19 protein-coding genes are annotated in these 19,181 nt (G+C 68.4%); 14 read left to right on the top strand and 5 right to left on the bottom strand.

Translation table 11 applies throughout. From position 1 onward, the window contains the following. Positions 1–3: 3 nt before the first annotated feature. Both ACFWY9_RS26425 and fgd read right to left on the bottom strand, forming a co-directional pair. Positions 4–1,281 (bottom strand): ISL3 family transposase, encoded by a 1,278-nt coding sequence (locus ACFWY9_RS26425; protein ID WP_378340178.1) that lies wholly within the window; start codon positions 1,279–1,281, stop codon positions 4–6. A gap of 185 nt (positions 1,282–1,466) precedes the next feature. Further along, entirely contained in the window at positions 1,467–2,471 is a 1,005-nt protein-coding gene (gene fgd, locus ACFWY9_RS26420) for a glucose-6-phosphate dehydrogenase (coenzyme-F420) (RefSeq protein WP_378323130.1), read from the bottom strand. A gap of 110 nt (positions 2,472–2,581) precedes the next feature. On the opposite strand from fgd, the gene ACFWY9_RS26415 reads away from it, so the two are divergent. The 3 genes from ACFWY9_RS26415 to ACFWY9_RS26405 are packed head-to-tail and all read left to right on the top strand — an operon-like array spanning position 2,582 to position 3,961. Then, entirely contained in the window at positions 2,582–2,980 is a 399-nt protein-coding gene (locus ACFWY9_RS26415; RefSeq protein WP_378323011.1) for a MerR family transcriptional regulator, read from the top strand. Beyond that, complete coding sequence (gene trxA / locus ACFWY9_RS26410) at positions 2,980–3,321, top strand: thioredoxin (RefSeq protein ID WP_378323012.1); 342 nt, start codon at positions 2,980–2,982, stop codon at positions 3,319–3,321. Before ACFWY9_RS26415 ends, trxA begins: the two co-directional genes overlap by 1 nt. A gap of 40 nt (positions 3,322–3,361) precedes the next feature. Next, positions 3,362–3,961 carry a DinB family protein gene (locus ACFWY9_RS26405; protein WP_378323013.1) on the top strand — a complete coding sequence of 200 codons (600 nt, stop codon included), beginning with the start codon at positions 3,362–3,364 and terminating at the stop codon, positions 3,959–3,961. Here the strand turns inward: ACFWY9_RS26405 and ACFWY9_RS26400 are convergent. Next, complete coding sequence (locus ACFWY9_RS26400) at positions 3,948–4,901, bottom strand: Ku protein (RefSeq protein WP_378323014.1); 954 nt, start codon at positions 4,899–4,901, stop codon at positions 3,948–3,950. The two genes, ACFWY9_RS26405 and ACFWY9_RS26400, sit on opposite strands and share 14 nt — an antisense overlap. A 112-nt stretch (positions 4,902–5,013) precedes the next feature. Here ACFWY9_RS26400 and ACFWY9_RS26395 point away from each other — a divergent pair, with 112 nt between their 5' ends. From ACFWY9_RS26395 to ACFWY9_RS26380, 4 genes are all read left to right on the top strand, one after another. Further along, positions 5,014–5,406: a VOC family protein gene (locus ACFWY9_RS26395; RefSeq protein WP_378323015.1), complete on the top strand. Its 393-nt coding sequence runs from the start codon at positions 5,014–5,016 to the stop codon at positions 5,404–5,406. Positions 5,407–5,500: 94 nt separating this feature from the next. Beyond that, complete coding sequence (locus ACFWY9_RS26390; protein ID WP_378323017.1) at positions 5,501–6,901, top strand: amino acid permease; 1,401 nt, start codon at positions 5,501–5,503, stop codon at positions 6,899–6,901. Next, positions 6,901–7,773 (top strand): hypothetical protein, encoded by an 873-nt coding sequence (locus ACFWY9_RS26385; protein ID WP_378340177.1) that lies wholly within the window; start codon positions 6,901–6,903, stop codon positions 7,771–7,773. The genes ACFWY9_RS26390 and ACFWY9_RS26385 overlap by 1 nt, the downstream gene beginning before the upstream one ends. Before the next feature lie 220 nt (positions 7,774–7,993). Next, a complete protein-coding gene (locus ACFWY9_RS26380; RefSeq protein ID WP_378340176.1) occupies positions 7,994–10,189 on the top strand; it encodes an alpha-N-acetylglucosaminidase in 2,196 nt (731 codons plus the stop codon). Between the two features lie 65 nt (positions 10,190–10,254). On the opposite strand, the gene ACFWY9_RS26375 is transcribed toward ACFWY9_RS26380, so the two are convergent. Next, the gene (locus tag ACFWY9_RS26375) at positions 10,255–12,321 is read right to left on the bottom strand and encodes a glycoside hydrolase family 31 protein (protein ID WP_378340175.1); all 2,067 of its coding nucleotides are present in this window, start codon (positions 12,319–12,321) and stop codon (positions 10,255–10,257) included. A gap of 191 nt (positions 12,322–12,512) precedes the next feature. Here ACFWY9_RS26375 and ACFWY9_RS26370 point away from each other — a divergent pair, with 191 nt between their 5' ends. Both ACFWY9_RS26370 and ACFWY9_RS26365 read left to right on the top strand, forming a co-directional pair. Continuing rightward, the gene (locus ACFWY9_RS26370; RefSeq protein WP_378323022.1) at positions 12,513–12,947 is read left to right on the top strand and encodes a hypothetical protein; all 435 of its coding nucleotides are present in this window, start codon (positions 12,513–12,515) and stop codon (positions 12,945–12,947) included. 203 nt (positions 12,948–13,150) lie between these two features. Further along, positions 13,151–14,821 (top strand): hypothetical protein, encoded by a 1,671-nt coding sequence (locus tag ACFWY9_RS26365; protein ID WP_378323024.1) that lies wholly within the window; start codon positions 13,151–13,153, stop codon positions 14,819–14,821. A 4-nt stretch (positions 14,822–14,825) separates the two neighbouring features. Here ACFWY9_RS26365 and ACFWY9_RS26360 read toward each other — a convergent pair whose 3' ends face one another. Beyond that, the gene (locus ACFWY9_RS26360) at positions 14,826–15,431 is read right to left on the bottom strand and encodes a TetR/AcrR family transcriptional regulator (protein ID WP_378323025.1); all 606 of its coding nucleotides are present in this window, start codon (positions 15,429–15,431) and stop codon (positions 14,826–14,828) included. Positions 15,432–15,494: 63 nt separating this feature from the next. On the opposite strand from ACFWY9_RS26360, the gene ACFWY9_RS26355 reads away from it, so the two are divergent. The 5 genes from ACFWY9_RS26355 (at position 15,495) to ACFWY9_RS26335 (ending at position 19,041) form a co-directional block, all read left to right on the top strand. Next, positions 15,495–16,175 carry a molybdopterin-dependent oxidoreductase gene (locus tag ACFWY9_RS26355; RefSeq protein ID WP_378340174.1) on the top strand — a complete coding sequence of 227 codons (681 nt, stop codon included), beginning with the start codon at positions 15,495–15,497 and terminating at the stop codon, positions 16,173–16,175. Next, positions 16,172–16,789, top strand: coding sequence for a DUF2867 domain-containing protein (locus tag ACFWY9_RS26350; RefSeq protein ID WP_378323028.1), 618 nt, complete (start codon positions 16,172–16,174; stop codon positions 16,787–16,789). Before ACFWY9_RS26355 ends, ACFWY9_RS26350 begins: the two co-directional genes overlap by 4 nt. A 136-nt stretch (positions 16,790–16,925) precedes the next feature. Continuing rightward, positions 16,926–17,546, top strand: coding sequence for an NmrA family transcriptional regulator (locus tag ACFWY9_RS26345; protein WP_378323029.1), 621 nt, complete (start codon positions 16,926–16,928; stop codon positions 17,544–17,546). A 267-nt stretch (positions 17,547–17,813) separates the two neighbouring features. Next, positions 17,814–18,302 (top strand): DinB family protein, encoded by a 489-nt coding sequence (locus tag ACFWY9_RS26340; RefSeq protein ID WP_378323030.1) that lies wholly within the window; start codon positions 17,814–17,816, stop codon positions 18,300–18,302. Between the two features lie 142 nt (positions 18,303–18,444). Then, positions 18,445–19,041: a hypothetical protein gene (locus tag ACFWY9_RS26335; protein WP_378323031.1), complete on the top strand. Its 597-nt coding sequence runs from the start codon at positions 18,445–18,447 to the stop codon at positions 19,039–19,041. The last annotated feature ends 140 nt before the right edge of the window (positions 19,042–19,181 follow it).

Genomic DNA, 19,181 nt, shown 5'->3' with positions numbered 1-19,181 from the left:
TGGTCATCGGCCTGGTAGGTCGGGTCGGTGGCCGCCCAGGGCGAGCATTGCTAGCGCTGTGAGTGATTCTGGTTTGCGGAAGCCGAAGGCGACGCGGGTGAGTAGCCGGATTTTGGTGTTGGTGGCTTCGAGCAGGGCGTTGGACAGGCCGAGGCGGAGGCTGGCGTGGATGGCGTCGAGCTGGCGGCGGACTTTGCGGCCCAGACGCACGAATTCGGGGATGCGGCAGCGTTGCGCCCAGGCCAGCCAGCGTGTCAGCCCTGTGATGCCGTCCTCGCCGCCGACGGTGAACACGGTGCGGAGGCCTTCTTTGAGCAGGTAAGCACGGTATAGCTCCGGTGATGTTGCGGCGATCCAGTCCAGTTTGGCTTTCTGCCGGTCGGTGAGGTCTTCGGGGTTCTTCCACAACGCATAGCGGGAACGCTGCAGCATGCGGGCGTCCCCCGCCGATTCCTGGGACCGCCCGTCCCGTGTCCGACCACGTCCGCCGGGGGCGTTGCGGGCGGTGTTCCAGATCCGCCGCCGGACCAGGTCCAGTTCGTGGGTGGCCCATTGCACGACGTGGAACGGGTCCGCGCAGCGCACCGCCTGCGGGACGCGGTCGGCGACCACGGTGGCGATATACGGTGCCGCGTCGGCGGTGATCTCGGTGATCAGCGTGGCACGGTTGTCGCCGAGCTGGTCGAAAAACGCCTCCAGGGTCGCTTTGGTCCGGCCTTCGCCGAGCCAGACCAGCCGACGGGTGTCGTGATCGACCACCGCGGTCAAGAACAGCTGCCCGCGCCGGTAGGAGATCTCATCGATCCCGATCCGCCGCAACCCCTCTAACCGGTCGACACGAGCATCGATGTCGGCCGACACCCGGGTGACGATCGCCCCGACAGTGGCCCACGCGATCCGCATCAACTCCCGCACCGCCGACTTCGAGGTCTGACACACCAGCCACGCCACCGTGTCGTCAAAGGCGCGGGTATGCCCGGCACCGTGACGGGCCCAGGGCACCGCCGCGACCACCACCCCATGCCGCACGCACGACACCCGCGGCGCATCGGCCTCGATGAACGCCTGCACAGTGCCCAGATCCAGCGCCCGCCACCGCCGCCGCCCCACACCCCGGTCATACCGCGGACACCGCGTACCACACACCCCACAGCGGCGCCGGGCCCGCGCCACCGGCCGGGCACGCACCACCACCACCGCCCGCCCCGGATCGAACTCGACATCCTCGACCACAGCCCGTTCCAACCCGAACAGACGCTGCCATAAACTCGCCTTGCGCACGCCGTTCCCCGATCACTTGGTTCCTGACCTTCGACAAGCCAGAAACTAAGGCCCGGCAACGGCGTGCGCCCTCACGCCACGCCCACACCACCCACACAAGAGCGCAAAGAGCCCGTTAAGGCCACCTTACGGGCGTCTGACGCCCGTAAGGTGGCCTCAACGGCATTTCGGTGCGCGGCGGCCGGTCAGCCGAGTTCGCGCAGCCGGGGGACGACCTGCTCGGAGAAGCTCTTCAGGAAGCGCTCCTGGTCGTGACCGGGGCCGTGGAAGACCAGGTGGTCGAATCCGGCCTCCACGTACGGCTTGATCTGCTCGACGGCCTCCGCAGGATCCGAGGCGACGATCCACCGCCGGGCCACCTGGTCGATCGGCAGCGCGTCGGCGGCGCGTTCCATCTCCGCCGGGTCCTCGATGCCGTGCTTCTGCTCCGGCGTCAGCGAAAGCGGCGCCCAGAAGCGGGTGTTCTCCAGCGCCTTCTCGTGGTCCGGGTCGTAGGACAGCTTGATCTCGATCATCTTGTCCACATCGGACAGCTTCCGCCCGTTCGCCTCGGCACCCTCCGCGACGGCGGGCAGCAGCTTTTCGGTGTAGAGGTCCATGCCCTTGCCGCTGGTGCAGATGAACCCGTCACCCTGCTTGCCGACGTACTTCGCCATCACCGGGCCACCGGCGGCGATGTAGATCGGCACACCGCCCTCGGGCCGGTCGTACACCGTGGCGTCGGTGGTCTGGTAGTACTCGCCCTCGAACGTGACCCGCTCCTCGCGCCACAGCGTGCGCATCAGCTCGACAGCCTCGCGCAGGCGCGCGAAGCGCTCCTTGAACCCCGGCCATTCGATACGCGCGACGGCGACCTCGTTGAGCGCCTCGCCGCTGCCGATGCCGAGCAGGACGCGCCCGGGATAGAGACAGCCGAGCGTGCCGAACGCCTGCGCCATCACGGCCGGGTTGTACCGGAACGTCGCGGTCAGCACGCTCGTGCCGAGGATCACGCGCGAGGTGCGCTCCCCCACCGCCGAAAGCCACGACAACGAGAACGGAGCATGGCCGCCGGTGTGCCGCCACGGCTGGTAGTGGTCGCTCACCATGACGCTGTCCAGCCCGACCTGCTCGGCGAGCACGGCGTACTCGACGAGTTCGCGCGGGCCGAATTGCTCGGCCGACGCCTTGTACCCGATCTTCAGAGCCATCCGGCTCATCACCACTTTCCTCTGTCCATCCCTGCGCTGCTGCCACCCAAAGTAGTCGCCTCCTGGCAATCCTTGCCTTGCCGTTGACGTCAACGTTTACCGTCGAGGACATGCGAATCGGTGAACTCGCCCGGCGAGCGGGCACCACGACGCGCGCGCTGCGGTTCTACGAGTCCCAGGGACTGCTCGCGGTGCGCCGCCGGGAGAACGGCTACCGCGAGTACGGCGAAGAGGACGTCCGGCTGGTCAACGAGATCCTGAGCCTGCAGGCCGCGGGACTCAGCCTCGACGACACGCGGCCGTTCGTGGAGTGCCTGCGTGCCGGGCATCCGGCCGGGGACGACTGTGCCGATTCGGTCGAGGTCTACGAGCGCAAGCTCGCGGAGGTCGACGCCTGCCTGGAGCGGCTCAACGCCGTCCGGGCCGGCCTGGTGACGAAGCTGACCGAGGCCATGTCCCGGCAGCCCGATCCGTGCCGGGTGACCCGGCCCGCCCCGAAGGAGTCCTGATGTCCGCACCGACCGCCGACCTCGTCGTCGTCACCGACGCCACCTTCGAGCAGGAAGTGCTCCGGGCAGGCAAGCCCGTCCTGGTGGACTTCTGGGCGCAGTGGTGCCCGCCGTGCCACATGATCGCCCCGGTGCTCGCCGAGATCGCGGCCGAACGGGCGGGCGAGCTGATCGTGCGCAAGTTCAACACCGACGAGAACCCGGTGATCGCGCGGGACTACCAGGTGATGTCGCTGCCCACGCTGATGCTCTTCCGCGACGGCGTGCCGATCCGCTCGATCGTCGGCGCCCGGCCGAAGGCGAGGCTGCTCGCCGAGCTGGATGCCGCGCTGACCTCCTGAAACGCGTTTTCTGTCGGTGCCCGCTGTTAGCGTGCGCACCATGACCTCGGACCCGAAGCCGGACCTGCACCGGTACCTCCAGATCGCCCGCGACGCCCTGTTGTGGAAGCTCGACGGGGCGTCGGAGTACGACGTCCGCCGCCCGATGACGCCGACCGGCACCAACCTGCTCGGTCTCGTCAAGCACGTGGCGTCCTGCGAGATCGCCTATTTCGGCGACACCTTCGGCAGGCCGTTCGACGTCCGGCCCCCGTGGTTCGACAAGATCGACGAGGATCCTCATGTCGATATGTGGGCCACCGCCGACGAGTCTCGCGAGGACATCCTCGGGCTGTATCGCCGGGTGCGAGCGCATTCCGACGCGACGATCGACGCACTGCCGCTGGACGCGCCGGGCCGCGTACCGCACTGGCCGGGCGAACGTGCCGAGGTCACGCTGCACCGGATCCTGGTGCACATGATCGCCGAGATCGATCGGCACGCGGGCCACGCCGACATCATCCGCGAACTCATGGACGGCACCGTCGGGCTGCGGCAGGACTCCACCAACCTGCCGACCGGCGACGAGACGTGGTGGAAGGACTATCGGGAGAAGCTGGAGCGCACAGCGAGGGAGGCGGGCGGACTCACGAAGCCTTGAGCGCCTTTTCGAGGTCGGCGCGGTTCATCTTGGACCGGCCCCTGATCCCGCGCTCGCGGGCGAGCCGGTCGAGGTCGGTCTTCGGCAGGTCCGACAGTTTCGGGCCTGTCTTGGCGTCCTTGCCCTTGCCCTGCGCGCTCGTGCTCCGCCTGCCTCGACGGCGGCTGCTCTCGACACTGCGCGAGAGCGCCTCGAACAGGTCGACCACCTTCGTTGGCTCGCCGGGTTCGGACTCGGGCACGACGGTGTCCCCGGACTTCTTCGCCGCGATCAGCTCGCGGACCCGTTCGGTGTAGGTGTCGCGGTATTCCTCGGGCTGCCATTCCTCGGTCATCGCGTCGATGAGGCCGACGGCCATGTCGAGTTCCTTCGCGCGCGTCTTCACCGACCCCGGAAGCCGCGGCAGGTCCTCGGCCGGATCGCGCAGGTCGGCGGCGAAGTGCAGGGTGTCCAGTAGCAAAACGTCGCCGTCGCCCGCCCGTACGAGCGCGAGATATTCCCGGCCGCGCATGACGAACTTCGCGACGCCGGCCTTCCCGCTCTGGGCCAGCGCCTCGCGAAGCAGCACGTAGGCCCGGTCCGACTCCTCCTTGCCGGGGCCGAGCCAGTAGGTCTTGTCGAACAGCATCGGCTCGACCTCGCCGAGGTCGACGAACGACTCGACGTCGATGGTCTTCGACCGGCCGGGCGCGATCTCGTCCAGTTCCTTCTGCTCGACCAGGACGTACTCACCGCCACCGGTTTCGTAGCCCTTCACGATGTCCTCGAAGGGCACCTCCTTGCCGGTGCGCTCGTTCACCCGCCGGTACCGGATGCGGTCACTCGTGCCGCGCTCGAACTGCCGGAACCGCACCGCGTGGTCCTCGATCGCGCTGAACAGCTGGACCGGGACCGTCACCAGACCGAACGAGAGCGCACCCCGCCAGATCGGCCTCGCCATCACGACCTCCTCACGCTCCACCATCCGGATTGCCGGGAAATCCGAATGGCAAACCCCGCTGAAAGTCTGTACACTGTACAGAGTTAATTCCCGAGCATCCCGAGGAGAACCTTTGAAGGTCACGTCCAGCGCTGTCTCGCTCACCGTCGACGACGTCGCCGCGTCGAGCGCGTTCTTCACCCGCCACCTGGGCTATCAGGAGCAGATGGCGGCCGACGGCTTCGCCTCGCTCGGCCGGGACGACGCGGCGATGAACGTCATCTTCCTGCGGCGCGGGCTGGAGATCCTCCCGCCGGGCTTCCGCGATCAGCACGCGGCGGGCACGATCGTGGCGCTGGTGGTCGACGACCTCGACGCCGAACTCGCCCGGCTCACCGCCGAAGGCGTGGAGATCACGCTGCCGCTGCGCGAGGAGGAGTGGGGCGAGCGGCTGTTCCAGGTCACCGATCCCAACGGCGTCGTCGTCGAACTGGTCCAGTGGGTCACCCCTGCGGCGAAGGAGTGACGGGGCCCTCACTCCCGACTTAATGGGGCGGACAGGCTTCCGAGGTCCCGCTAGCCTCGGTCCGCCTGTCCCCCACCACGAAGGACACTCGTCGATGACTTCCGAACTCGCCGACAAGGACGTCGGCGCGCCCAAGACGTCCCGCCTGTCCCACGGCCTGCGTCAACGGCACCTGACCATGCTCGCGCTGGGCGGAGTCATCGGCTCGGGCTTGTTCGTGGGCTCGGGCGCGGGGATCGCGCTCGCCGGGCCGGGCATCGTCATCTCCTTCGCGCTGGCCGGGCTGCTCGCGCTGCTCGTCATGTTCATGATGGCCGAGATGGCCGCGGCGATGCCGGCCAGCGGCTCCTTCTCCGAACACGCCGAGCGCGCTTTCGGGCCGTGGGCCGGCTTCCTGGTCGGCTGGCTGTACTGGGCGACGCTGGTCATCGTGCTCGCCGTCGAGTCCACCGCCGCCGCGATCATCCTGAACAAGTGGATCCCGGCGATGCCGCAGTGGTCGCTCGTGCTCATCGTGATGACGTTGTTCACCGCGGTGAACCTCACGGCGGTGGGCAACTTCGGCGAGTTCGAGTTCTGGCTGGCGATGATCAAGGTCGCCGTGATCGTCGGGTTCCTCGTGCTCGGCGTGCTGGCGATCTTCGGGCTGCTGCCCGGCACGGCTTCGCCGGGGCTCGCGAACCTGACCGGCGACGGCGGCCTCCTGCCGCACGGCTGGAGTGGCGTGGTGAGCGCACTGCTCGCCGTCGTGTTCGCCTTCGGCGGTCTCGAGGTCATCACCATCGCGGCGGCGGAGTCCGACAACCCGGCCCGCGCCGTCGGCCGGGCGGCCCGCAGCGCGCTGTGGCGGATCGGGCTGTTCTACGTCGGTTCGATGATCGTCGTGGTCACCTTGCTGCCGTGGAACGACAGCAAGGTCGGCGGGAGTCCCTTCGTCGCGGTGCTCGAACACCTCGGCATCCCGGCGGCGGGACAGGTGATGAACGTCGTCATCCTGCTGGCGCTGCTGTCGGCGCTGAACGCGAACCTCTACGGGGCCGCGCGAATGGTCTTCTCGCTCGGAAAGCGTGGCGAGGCACCGCGCCTGCTGACGAAGGTGAGTCCCGGCGGCGTTCCGCGGCCCGCGGTGCTGGCCTCGGCGGCGTTCGGATTCGTGGCGGTCGTGCTCAACCTGCTGTGGCCGAAGACGATCTTCCTGTACCTGCTCAACACCGTCGGCGCGAACCTGCTGCTGGTGTGGATCATGGTCGCCTGCGCGCAGCTGCGGTTGCGCCGCACCCTGCTGCAGGAGCACCCGGACGGTCTTCCGGTGCGGCTGTGGGGTTTCCCGGTGTTGAGCTGGATCGCGCTGGCCGCGATGGCCGCGGTCACGGTGCTCATGCTCACCGACGACGGTTCGCGGACGCAGCTGCTCAGCTCGGTCGTGCTCGCCGCGGCGGTGCTGGCCATCGCCTTCGTCCGCTCGCGGTTCCGCAAGAAATCCACTCCCGTGTGATGTCCGAAGCGAACCGGCCCTTCCGGTGGGATCTCGTCCGGCCCGATCAGCTCGGCACGCTGCTCGACGGCGTCCCCACACCGGATCTGCCGTTCCTCGACCAGCTGACGCAATGCGTCGCGAAGGTGCTCGCACGCAGCGGAGGAGGCGAGATCCACTTCGTCGGGCGTTCGCTGGACAGCGTCTTCGACCTGCTCAGCGGAGCGCTCGACGGGACCTCGTGGCTCGGCCGGATCCACCAGCTCCCGCTGTCGACGGCTTTCGCGCACTGGGGCCGCCTCGGCGACCACGAAGTCCGGCAGCTGCGCACGAACCTCGACGACGCCGGGATTTCGCCTGCCGCGATGGCCGGCCGGACACAGCCGACGGTCCTCGCCGACCTCGTCTCGTCCGGTTCGACGTTCGCCCTGCTGTACCGCTGGCTCCGCGAGTGGATCGACGACGAGCGCGTGGCGTGGAACGTCATCCGCCGCAAGCTCCGGTTCCTCGGCGTCACCTGCGAGTACAAGACCAGCCCGAACACGCGGCGGTGGCAGCAGGTCCACGCGGACTGGACCGTCGAACTGCCCGCGAGTGCGATCCAGAACGTCTCCCTCGAGCCAGGCCCGTGGAGCTATCTGGCCGACCGGCAGCACAAGCTCTCGCCCACCTTCAGCCGGTGGTACTGGGCTGACGAAAACGTGCGTGCGCCACGGCGCGACGAGCGAACACGGAAGGCGCTCGCGGAGGCGATCGCGCTGGTCGAGGCGGGCCGCCGACGGGACACGCGCGAGTCGCTCGTCCGGCACCTCACCGCCGAACCGGCGATACGGGAGCGGTGGCTGCGTTCACTGGTCACCGAACTCCGCTCCACGCCGCACTGTCCTCTTTAGACACCCCGCACTCCACTGCCGGGTCCCACGCCCCGAACGCGTCGTTCAGGACGTTCACCGTCCCCAACGGAGCTTTCGAGACACCGACACCCCCGCAAGCCCGCCGCGGCTCCGCCCTTGACATATTGGTACAGACCAGATGTACGATCATGTGCGATTCGAGGTCCCAGCGAACACAAAAGAACATTGTCGGCTTGTCGCCACCCCTCGGGAGCCAGCCATGCACCCTCCGCGTCTCCGCTGCCTGTTCCTCGTCGCCGCCGTGCTCGCCACCCTGCTGAGCACCGTCACCACCGCCTCCGCCGAGCCGGACGGTCCGCAGGCGTTCGACACCGGACCCGCTACTCGCGCGCTCGATCGGCTCCTGCCGGGAAGACACGACCAGATCCGGCTGCGCGCGGTGCCGAAGGACAGCGGGGACAGCTACCGGATTTCGGGACAGCGCGGGCGGATCGTCGTCGAGGGCACCAGCCTGGCCGTGCTGCTCACCGGCGTCCACACCTACCTCCGCGAGGTCGTCAAGGCCGACATCTCCTGGACCGGGCAGCAGCTGAACCTCCCCCGGCGGCTCCCGGCGCCGGACCACCCGATCCTCCGCCGGGCAGATGTGCCGCACCGCTTCGCGTTCAACGACACGAACGACGGCTACACCGCGCCGTACGCGGATTGGGTTTACTGGGAAAGGGAAATCGACGTACTCGCGCTGCACGGGATCAACGAGGTCCTGGTCTACCTCGGACAGGACGAGGTCTACCGGCGGACGTTCCGCGAGTTCGGCTACGGCGACGCGGACGTGCGGGCGTGGATCCCCGGGCCCGCGCACCAGCCGTGGTGGTTGCTGCAGAACATGTCCGGATTCGCCGGGCCCGTCTCGGACCGGCTGCTCGACCAGCGCACCGCGCTCGCGCGGAAGATCGTCGGCAGGCTGCGCGAACTCGGCATGACCCCGGTGCTCCCCGGCTACTTCGGGACCGTGCCGCCGAAGTTCACCGAACACAACCCCGGCGCCCGCGTCGTCCCGCAGGGCCTTTGGGGTGGCTTCGAGCGGCCGGACTGGCTCGATCCGCGCAACGCGTACTTCGCCAAGGTCGCGGCCTCCTTCTACCGCAACCAAAGCACGTTGTACGGCGACTCGTCGATGTACAAAATGGACCTGCTGCACGAGGGCGGGAACCCCGGCGACGTCCCGGTTCCCGAGGCGGCGAAGGCCGTCCAGCAGGCGCTGCGGAGCGCACACCCGGACGCCGTCTGGGCGATCCTCGGCTGGCAGGCCAATCCGCGGCCGGACATCCTCGGCGCCGTCGACAAGAGCCGGATGTTCATCGTGGACGGCCTTTCCGACCGCTATCCGACGGTGACCGACCGCGAGAAGGACTGGCTGGGCACGCCGTACGCGTTCGGCAGCATCTGGAACTTCGGCGGCCACACCGTGCTCGGCGCCAACACCCCGGACTGGGCCCGCCTCTATCCACAGTGGAGGGATAAACAGGGGAGCAGGCTGTCCGGCATCGCGATGATGCCCGAGGGCGCGGACAACAACCCCGCCGCGATGACGCTGCTGACCGACCTCGCCTGGACGCCCGGTTCGGTCGACCTCGCGGCCTGGTTCGACCGGTACGCCGAGTCCCGGTACGGAGGCGAGGATCCGCACGCGAAAGCGGCGTGGAATGCGCTTCGCGAAACGGCATACGGGACGACGCGGGTCGACAAGTGGAGCGAAGGCGCGGACGGTCTCTACGAGGCCAGGCCGAGCCTGACCACTACGCACGCCGCGGCTTGGAGCCCGGATCACCTCCGGTACGACCCGGCGAAATTCGAGCGCGCGCTGACCGAGCTGCTCCAGGTTTCGCCTTCGCTGCGGCGGAGTTCGGCCTACCGGTACGACCTGGTCGACGTCGCGCGCCAGGTGCTGGCCAACCGGAGCCGTGAGCTGCTGCCACGGATCAAGGCCGCCTACGACGCGAAGGACCGCGCGCGCTTCGGTGAACTGACCGGGACCTGGCTGCGGCAAATGGATCTGCTCGACCAGGTGCTCGGCACCGACGAGCACTTCCTGCTCGGCCGCTGGCTCGACTCGGCGCGGGCGGCGGGCGCCACACCGTCCGAAAAGGACCTTCTGGAGTTCGACGCCCGCTCGATCCTGACCGTGTGGGGCACCCGGAACAGTGACGCCGAGGGCCTGCACGACTACGCCAACCGCGAATGGGCCGGACTCGTCGGCGACTTCTACGCGCACCGCTGGCGGACGTACTTCACCGAACTGGACACCGCGCTGGCCGAGAACCGCGCGCCGCGGCCGATCGACTGGTTCGCGCTGGAGGACCAGTGGACCCACGGCCACCAGCGCTACCCGGCACGTCCGACCGGCGATTCCTACTCTGCCGCGTCCCGAATCGCCCAAGAACTGATCCGGTAGGTCATGCCGTGAAGGACTCCTTCCCGGCGCTCAGTGCCGGGAAGGAGTCCTTCACGGACGTTCGGCTACGGGGTCAGCAGTGCGTTCAGGGCTTTCGCGGCGCCGGGAGCGAGCAGGTTGACGAAGGTCGGGGTGACACCCAGCGGCGTCGCGTATCCGGACAAGGTCGTGGCCCCGTGGATCACCCGCTTCTTCGTGACGTCGAACCAGAGCCCGCTCGGCAGGACCACGTCCCGGCTCGCGCCCGCGGTCAGCTGGGGCGCGGCCAGTACGGCGGGACCGAGCATCCACTCATCGTCCACTGTGTACGTTCGCTGGTCGGCGGGGAAGTCGAAGAACAGCGGCCGCATGATCGGGTCGCCGGTCTTCAGCGTGGACTGCACCTGGTCCCAGATGTAGGGCGCCAGCCGCTGGTGGGTCTTCACCGCCGCGCGATAGCGGTCGATGGTTTCCTGGTCGTACACCACGTGCTTGCCGGTCGTGACGTCCCAGGTGTCCACCGGCGACGTCGAGGAGTACATCTGCGGCATCAGCGCGGCCGACTGCGCCCAGCGGATCAGCACCTCCTTCGAGGGCGGCGGATCGCTGAGGGAGCCGCCGATCATGTCGGTCTCGACGAACGGGTAGCCCACGGTCGAGATCGCGAGGTTCTGGGTCACCGAGGCCTTGACCGAGTTCCAGCCGGTCCCCTTGTCCTCCTGGCGGATCGTCATCCCGCTCCGGTGCGCCTCCGGCGTCCAGTGCACCCGGATGCCGGCGCCCTGCAGGTCGAACTGGTCGGCCATTTCCGCGCCGAGACGCTGGTAGTCCGAGCGCTGCTTGCCGCCGCTGGGCGCGCACCGGTCGTCGAAGAAGCGGGTGTCGAACTTGAAACCGTCGATCCGGTACTTCGCCATCAAACCGCGAAGGTTGTTCTCGTACCACGATTTCGCGGCCGGGTTGGCGAGGTCGATGATCCCGGCTTCACCGTTCCACCAGGTCACCTTGCACGGTTTGGCCGGATCGGCGCGGTCGCCGAGCAGATAGCCGTGGTCGACGGCGTACTGGTAGTTCGCCGAGTCCAGGTTGATCCACAGCGTCACCCACACCCCGAAGTCGAAGCCGAGGTCGTGGATGCGGTCCGACATCGCCTTCGGGTCGGGGAACGTGGTGGCGTCGAAGGTGAGATTCCCGTAGTGGGATTCCCATTTGTCGTCGAGCTGGACGGTGTGCCCCGGTTCGCGGTTGGCGTGCAGCTTTTCCGCGTAGTCCAGCAGTTTCGCCTGATCGACCTTGGTGTAGAACTGCGCCCACGAGTTCCACAGCGGTTCGCTGAACTGCCGGTAGGTGCTGTCGCTCTTGGCCGGCTTCCCGACGATCCCGACGTAGTCGCGGTACACCTCGAGCGGCGTGTCCTCGACGAACACCGTCGCCTTGTAGGTCCCGCCGCGCTGGACGACGAACCGGCCGAGGCCGTCGCCGCCGTCGTTGATGCCGACGTCCATCACCTCGCCGGTGTCGACCCACAGCCCGGTGGCGGACGAGGTGTACCAGAACGGGTCGATCATCGCGTACGACGCGGGGCTGAAAGCCTTGTCCCGCACGGTACCGCGCTCCAACGGCCACGGCTGGTCGACGCCGGGGCCGCCCTGCGGCGTGGCCGTCTCGCCGTGGCCGTACCAGTGCCCGGCGGAGCCGAGATCGTAGGTCAGGCCGAGCTTGTCGGCGGTTCCGCCGTGGACGTCCCAGGCCAGCGCGTACCGGTCTGCGCCAGGAGTGAGCCGCAGTTCGGCGGTGATCCCCGGCGCGGTGGTGTCCGCGGTGATCCGCAGCGTGCCGTCCCGCCACGCCCAGCCGGTCACCTTCGTCGCGTGCTGCCAGGTGTTCCCGACGGCGAACCGGAGCGTGTCGCCGCCGGTGCTCTGCAGCACGGTCCGGCCGCCACGGGACGTGGTCATCCGTAAGGCGTCCTTGGTGACGGACACGGTGTATCCGGGCGCGCCCGCGGAGCGCGCGACATGCACTTCGACGGCGTTCGCCGCCTCGGCGACGGTGGGGCCGGGCTGCGCGGCGGCGGTGGACGGGACAGCCAGCACCAGGGCGCCGGTGGAGAGCGCGGTGAACCAGCTGGTCCGGGGACGGGGTGAACGCATTCGTGCCTCCGGCTGCACACAGTCCAGATGAGCAATACTGTTCGAACGCATGAAGTTTTGAACAGTATCACTCACCAGATGCAGCGTGTCCAGACCAGCGAGGCGCCCGCCCGGTACACCGGTAACGGAGGATCACCCGGCCGACGATGTGCACAGTGGATCAGCCGGCGAGCGGACGGGACCGAAAGCTGATGTCCACACCGGAACTCGAGCACGACGTCGCGACGGAGAGACGCCCGCGGCACGGACTGGCGATCGCGTCCGTTTCCCTCAGCGCGGTGGCGGCGGTCCTCGCGCTGGCGACCTGGGTGGCATGGCTGGTCGTCCGGGCGCAGATGCAGGGCGTGCCGCCGTACTCCTGGATCAGCCAGGTGTTCGTGCTCGTCCTCGGCGCGCTGTGGTTCGCCATGATCCCGGCGGGCGTCCTCTCGATCATCTTCGGCTACTTCGCCGGGGCGCGGCTCCAGACCGGCTCGAACGCGTCGCGGCTCGGGCTCTACCTCGGACTGCTCACCATCGCGATCGCGCTGGCCGGGGCGGCGGTGTTCACCCTCACGCCGTCGGCGTGGACCACCCCGGATTCGCTCTTCCCGCCGGGAACATACGGGACATATTTCAATCGCTGATTACCGCTCCGCGAAATCAGTTGCCCCATGATGGGCATATATCGCGGCGGACTTCGGTGGGTAATCTTCTCACCCGTCCGTGTCGCCTACGTGGGTGAAGACCGTACTTCCCGGGTTTTTCCCGCCCTGTCAAGGACTCCCCGCAGCGTGCTGATCCGTTACTGTGCCGATATTCCTTGGACCGCAGCGAACGGAGTCGCCCAGTGGGGGTGCACCGGATCTGGCACGACGGGCTCATTCCCGTCGAGGGGAAACGCCCGCTCGATTCCCTGCGCAACAGGCTGGTTTCCCGGCAACGCGAGCAGGAGACGCCCGCCTACGAGGTCGCCGATCCCGGCTGCTCCGACGACGGCGGCGAGCGGCGTTGCGACCTGAAGTTCTCCTGGGACGACAAGGAAGGCCGCTACTCCGTCCAGGTGTTGCTGTCGCTGCGGTACACCGCGGGCGAGGACCGGATCGCCTGGCTGGTCTCGGCCGCCTGCACCCGGCCGTGGCGCACCAGCATCGAAGCGCCGGCACATCGGATAGGACTGGAGGAACTCGGCGCGAGCGGCTGCGACGAAATCCCGCTCGACGGTCCCTCGCTGAGCCTTCGCGGCTGGCCCCGCGAGGAATGCGACCGGGTCGCCGATCTCCTGGCGGAGGCGATGGTCTCGCCGCGGCGGACCACCGCGCTGCTGATCATCAGCGACGACCGCGCGATCCCGGTCGACGGCTGGCCGGGACTGGTGAACGTGTTCGACGTCGACGACCGGTTCCGCCGATCGCTCAACAGCTGTCTCCCCCTCGGCTGCGCCGTCCCGGCGGGCGCCCGGCTGTTCGTCCCGCCCTGCGACGAACTGCCGGACATCATCCGGACCGAGACACCCACGCCGGAGTTGCTCGACCTCGCCATCAGCCAGCAGATCCAGGCCAGGAGCCGGAGTCCCCTCCCGGAGGACTGGGCGGAAGTACCCTCGGTACGGGAATGGTGGTCGGCGGATCCCTTCACCAAGGCGGAACCGGCGCCGGACGCGGCACTCGCCGAGAGGCTGCGCCACGTGGAACGCGAACTCGCCGAAGCCCGCGGCGTCATTTCCATTCTCCGTAGACGTTCGGCCGCCGACGAGGCCGAACGCGCCCGCGCCGTCGCCGAATCGAAGCGACTCCACTCCCGGATCGAGGAACTCTCCGCCGTCGACGCCGACGCGCTCCACGCCCAGATCAGCCAGCTACAGTCCACAATGGACGACTACGCCAAGGCGTTCGAGGAGGTCGAGCACGAACGGGACGATCTGCGGCGCGCCAACGGCCTGCTCGCCGGCGCGCTCGCGCGCGTCACCGGGACCGACGAGGCCGGGACCGACGGCAGGGAGCCCGCCGAGTTCCCCAGCTTCGTGGAACTGTTCGAAACCGCTTCGAAGGCACTCACCAACCTCGACATCACCGCCGAACTCGGCCCGACCACGATCCTCGATCACCATCCGAAGGCCGCGGCGTGGCGGCGCAAGGCATGGGACGCCCTGCGCACGCTCGACGCGTACGCCGGTGCCCGCAACACGATCCGGAAATCGGGCCGCGAACCCGGCCCGGAACTGTGCGACGTACTCGCCTTCGCCCGCACCGGCCAGCCGGGGTCACTGATCAGCGCCAACATCATCGCGCTGACCGAATCGGAGACCGTGACCACCAACGAACGGCTCCGCCAGGCCCGCACTTTTCGCGTCAGCCCGGACACGAACCCCACCGGACGGGAGTACTTCGGCGCGCACATCGCGCTGGAACGCTTCAAACCACCCGCGCCGCGCCTGCATTTCCTCGACGACACCGACCACACGGGACACATCTACGTCGGCTACCTCGGCGCGCATCTGCCAACGTCCAAAACGAACTGACCGATTACCCGGTAGCGACGGCTCGCACGCCGCGAAGGACGATGTCGAGTACGGCGTCGGACTCGGTGCGGGCGGCCTGTGGATCGGCGGCTCGGGCGATATACAGCGCTGCGCCGTAGAGGCCCCCAAGCGCGACGTGTGCCAATGGGTCGAGCGCAACATCCGGCAAGGCGGCGCTGTCCACCAGCGGGGTCAGCACGGTACGCAGCATCGGCAGCTCGACGCCTTCTAGGCCGCCTTCCCACGAGTTCGCGGCTTGCACCGCCACGCTGTCGATGATCACGATCCGCCGAAACGCCGGCTGCAAGCAGGCGTCGAGGAACGCGGACAAACCCGCCCGTACCGCGGCCCACGGCTCCTGTTCGGCCAGCGCCGCGGTCATCACGGCTTCGGCGGTTTCGTCCAGCACCACGTCATAGACCGCCTTGAACAGCGCGTCCTTACCGCTGAAGTGGTGATAGAGCGCACCCTTCGCGATACCGGCGCGCCGCACGATGTCGTCGATCGCGGTCGCCGCGTAGCCCTGTTCGACGAATCGCTCCCGCGCGATCCCGACCAGCAGCTCACGCGTGGCCTCCGCTTGCCGTTCCCGCAGCCGCTTGACACTCACCGCCCCGAGCATACAGACTGACTATCGGTCGGTGAACGACCGTCGGTCGGTTTGGGGGTTATGATGAAGACACTTCCGCCCGGGCAACGCCGCGTCGATGGATTTCCGCGCTTCGGAACACACCTGCACCGGCCGCCACCTCCCGTGCCCGAGAACCCCGCCATCGCCCTGAGCGGTGTGGTGCGCGGACGCCAGGAGGTGCGGCTGGCGGAACTGTCCCAGCTGCCCCGGCGTGAAATCGTCGCCGACTTCCATTGCGTAGCCGGCTGGACCGCGACCGACCTGCGTTGGGAAGGCGTGCGCTTCGCCAACTTCTATCGCCTGTTCGTCGAACCCGCGCTGGAGCCGGACACCACGGTCACTCACCTCGCGTTCGAAGGCCTCGACGAAGTCGCATCCGTGGTCGAGTTGCGCGACGCGCTCGCCGACGATGTCCTGCTGGCCGACCGGTTGAACGGACGACCTCTCGCCGGCGACCACGGTGCGCCGATACGGCTGATCTGCCCGGCGCGGTACGGCTACCTGAGCATCAAGCACCTTTGCCTCATCGAAGTGTGCTCGACCCTGCCGGTACACCGCCTCGGCGCCGGCGTCGTCGACCGGCTGATCGAAGCGCATCCGCGGGCGCGCGTCTGGCACGAGGAACGCCACGCCCGCATCGCCGGACGGCTGGTACGGCCGTTCTATCGCGCCCTCATCCGCCCGATCCGCTATCTCTGCTCGAAAGGAGCGCAAGACACATGAGAGCCTCCGACGACGCGCTGAAATCCCAGCGATGGATCATCGACGACATCGTCCACGACTTCGACGTCGAGGACGTCTGGGCCCTCCCCATCGAGGGTGGGCCCGACGACTTCGAGGTCGTCATCGACCTCATGCAATCCATCGACTTCCCCGGGTCGGCGCCGCTGCCGGTGCGCCTGCTGTGGGGCATTCGCGACCTGCTCGGCCGCATGTTCGGACTGGGGCGCATCTCGACATCAGCGGACGACGCCGGCGCCTGGCCGCCCGTGCCCGGAACCGACGAGCGGTCGCTGATCGGCCGGGTGCCGGCGGAACTCCGCACCACGGCAACGGATTCCCGCCTCGCGGACAAGCCATTCCGCCCGCTGTATCGCACCGGCACCGAGTTCGCCGACGAGATATCCAACCGCACGATGTACGGCGTGATGCACCTGGCCTGGGTGAAACAGGGCGACGGCCGGTATCAAGCCCACATGACCGTCTACGTCAAGCCACGCGGCGCCGTCGGCAAGGCGTACATGGCCTTCATCAAGCCGTTCCGCTACGCGATCATCTATCCGGCGCTCATGCGATACCTCGACCGGCTCTGGGCCGAACGACGCGGCGCACGCTAGCCCCGATCCCACGTGGACGGAGCGGTGATCTTCCGGGTCCGGCTCATCCAGCGGACGGAGAACACCACCGAGCGTTGCCGGAGCCGAAATCCCTGCCGCTACCCGCTATCGGGCGTCGCGCGGTGACAGGCGCCGGGTGATCCGGCCGAACAGCTCCGTCAGCGGCTCGCCGACCTCCCTGCCGGTGACGGCGGTGTCGCGGCACGCCGCGTCGGTACCGGACGGCGTCCGCCACGTGGTGGCCGACCTGACCGATCCCGCCGGCCTCGAACCCGCGCTGTCCGGGGCGAAGGCGTTGTACCTGCTGCTGCCGGGCGGCTTCGCCTCCAACGCCCTGTGGTGGGTCGAGTCCGTTCGCGCACAACAGGTCGTCGCCGCGCCCTTCGGCGACACCGAGGTGCCGATCATCGACCCGGCGGACATCGCCGAGGTCGCCGCGGCCTGCCTGCTGGACGACCGGCACACCGGCGGCGTGTACGAGTTGACCGGACCGGAGGTGATCACGCCGCGCCAGCAGACGGAGGCCATCGCCGCCGCGCTGGGCTCGCCGGTCCGGTTTCACGAGCTCACCCGCGAAGAGGCCAAAGCGGGCATGACGCAGAGCATGCCTGGCGAACTCGCCGACGACACCCTGGACATCCTCGGTTCGCCGAGCCCGGCCGAGTTGCGCGTCAGCCCGGACGTCCAGCGGGTCCTCGGCCGCGCCCCTCGCCCCTTCGCCGACTGGGCCGCCCGCAACATCGCCGCGTTCCGCTGAGTTCGAGGTCGGTTCGACGCGGAGTTCGCCGACTGCCTCGACGCGCCCGTCGGGGCACGATAGGGTGACGTCGTCAGCGCCGTTACCGGCGGCTGATCTCGACTGCGGTGTTTCGGTTCTGCCCGCGTCGACACGCTCCCCGCGCAGCAAAGCGGTAATACATCGCACGCCTCGGCGTCCCCACCTCGTTCGAGCTTCCGGACGCGCCGTGCCCGCTCACCAACCCCGCGTCGAACCGACCCCCGCACAGGAACGGAGTGAAAACCCATGAGTACCACCAGAATCACCAACGGCAGCGAACGAGAACTCCTCGAGAACATGCTCGATCGCAACCGCGAAGCCCTGATCGAGACCGCGCGCGGCCTTTCCGAAGCCGACGCCCGCCGCAGGCTCGTCGCTTCGCTGACGACACCGATCTCGGTGCTCAAGCATGCCGCGGCCGCCGAACGAATCTGGTTCCAGCGATTCTGGGCCGGTCTCGAAGAATCCGAATGCGACGGCTACTCGAAACGGGACGAAGGCACCTTCACCGTCACGGACGACGAGACCTTGGCCGACGTGATCGCCGAGTACGAACGCGCGAGCCGGCGATCACGGGAGATCGCCGCCCGCTTCGACCTCGACGACACCAAGGAAATCCCCCGGGAAGGAACGATCAGCCTGCGCTTCACGCTGCTCGCCATGATCGAAGAGTTCGCCCGGCACGCGGGACACGGCGACATTCTTCGCGAACAGATCGAGCACGCACCACAGTAAAGAACCGCGCGCCTGCGACTTCGGTGCCAGGGCACTTTTGCCGTGGTGGACGTGGGCTGGAGCGGACGACGCTTCCCTTGTCCTGTCGACGGGTTGGGAGGGGATGACGAAGGTGATGCGTCGGACAGCGAGATGGTGTGCCGTGGCGGCCGTGGTCGGGACCACGACATTGACCGGGGTGACGGACGCTTCGGCGGCGGACACGATGAACTGGGTCTATCGGGCCTACGGGTCCACTGTGGACAAGGCGGTTTCGGCCGTCCAGACGTTGAAGGCGACGTTCGGCGGAACCCGCTGCACCGGTGTCTCCGCAGGGGGCTCGCCGGTGGGCTTCGGCTTCGAGGCCGCTACGCAATGCCAGATCCCGAAGTTCAGCACCGAGAACATGCTGTACTGGGGCTTCGCGGCCAGCGGCAACACGGTGGACTCCGCGCAGGCCGCGGCACTCGAAATCGCACGCAAGTCGGGCGGGCCCGGCATCACGATGTGCTCCGCGTTCGGCGAGTCGATCAGCGTCGATGGCGGGGTCGCGATGTCCATCAGGTGCTACGTGGCCAAGATCGACGTCAGCCAGTACATGACCTGGGGTTACCAGGGGGCAGGCACCACAATAGATTCGGCGATGAACTCCGCGGTCGCCTTTATCGGGCCCGGCGACCGTTTCTGCACCGGTGGCGGTGCCAGTGCCACCCACGATGGCAACTGGAAAACCGGGATCCAGTGCTACACCCCGAAATAGCGCGGCCGGTCGTGGGGGGGGGGGGGGTTGGCACCCGGCCCCGCCCCCCCGAACGCTTGGTGGGGGGGGGTGTGGTTGGGGGGGGTGGTGGGGGGGCCGGTGGGGGGGGGGGTGTGCGGGTGGGGGGGGGGGGGGGGGGG

Source organism: Amycolatopsis sp. NPDC059027, from assembly GCF_042739735.1.
GTDB lineage: Bacteria > Actinomycetota > Actinomycetes > Mycobacteriales > Pseudonocardiaceae > Amycolatopsis.
This window is presented reverse-complemented; position numbering and strand designations above follow the sequence as displayed.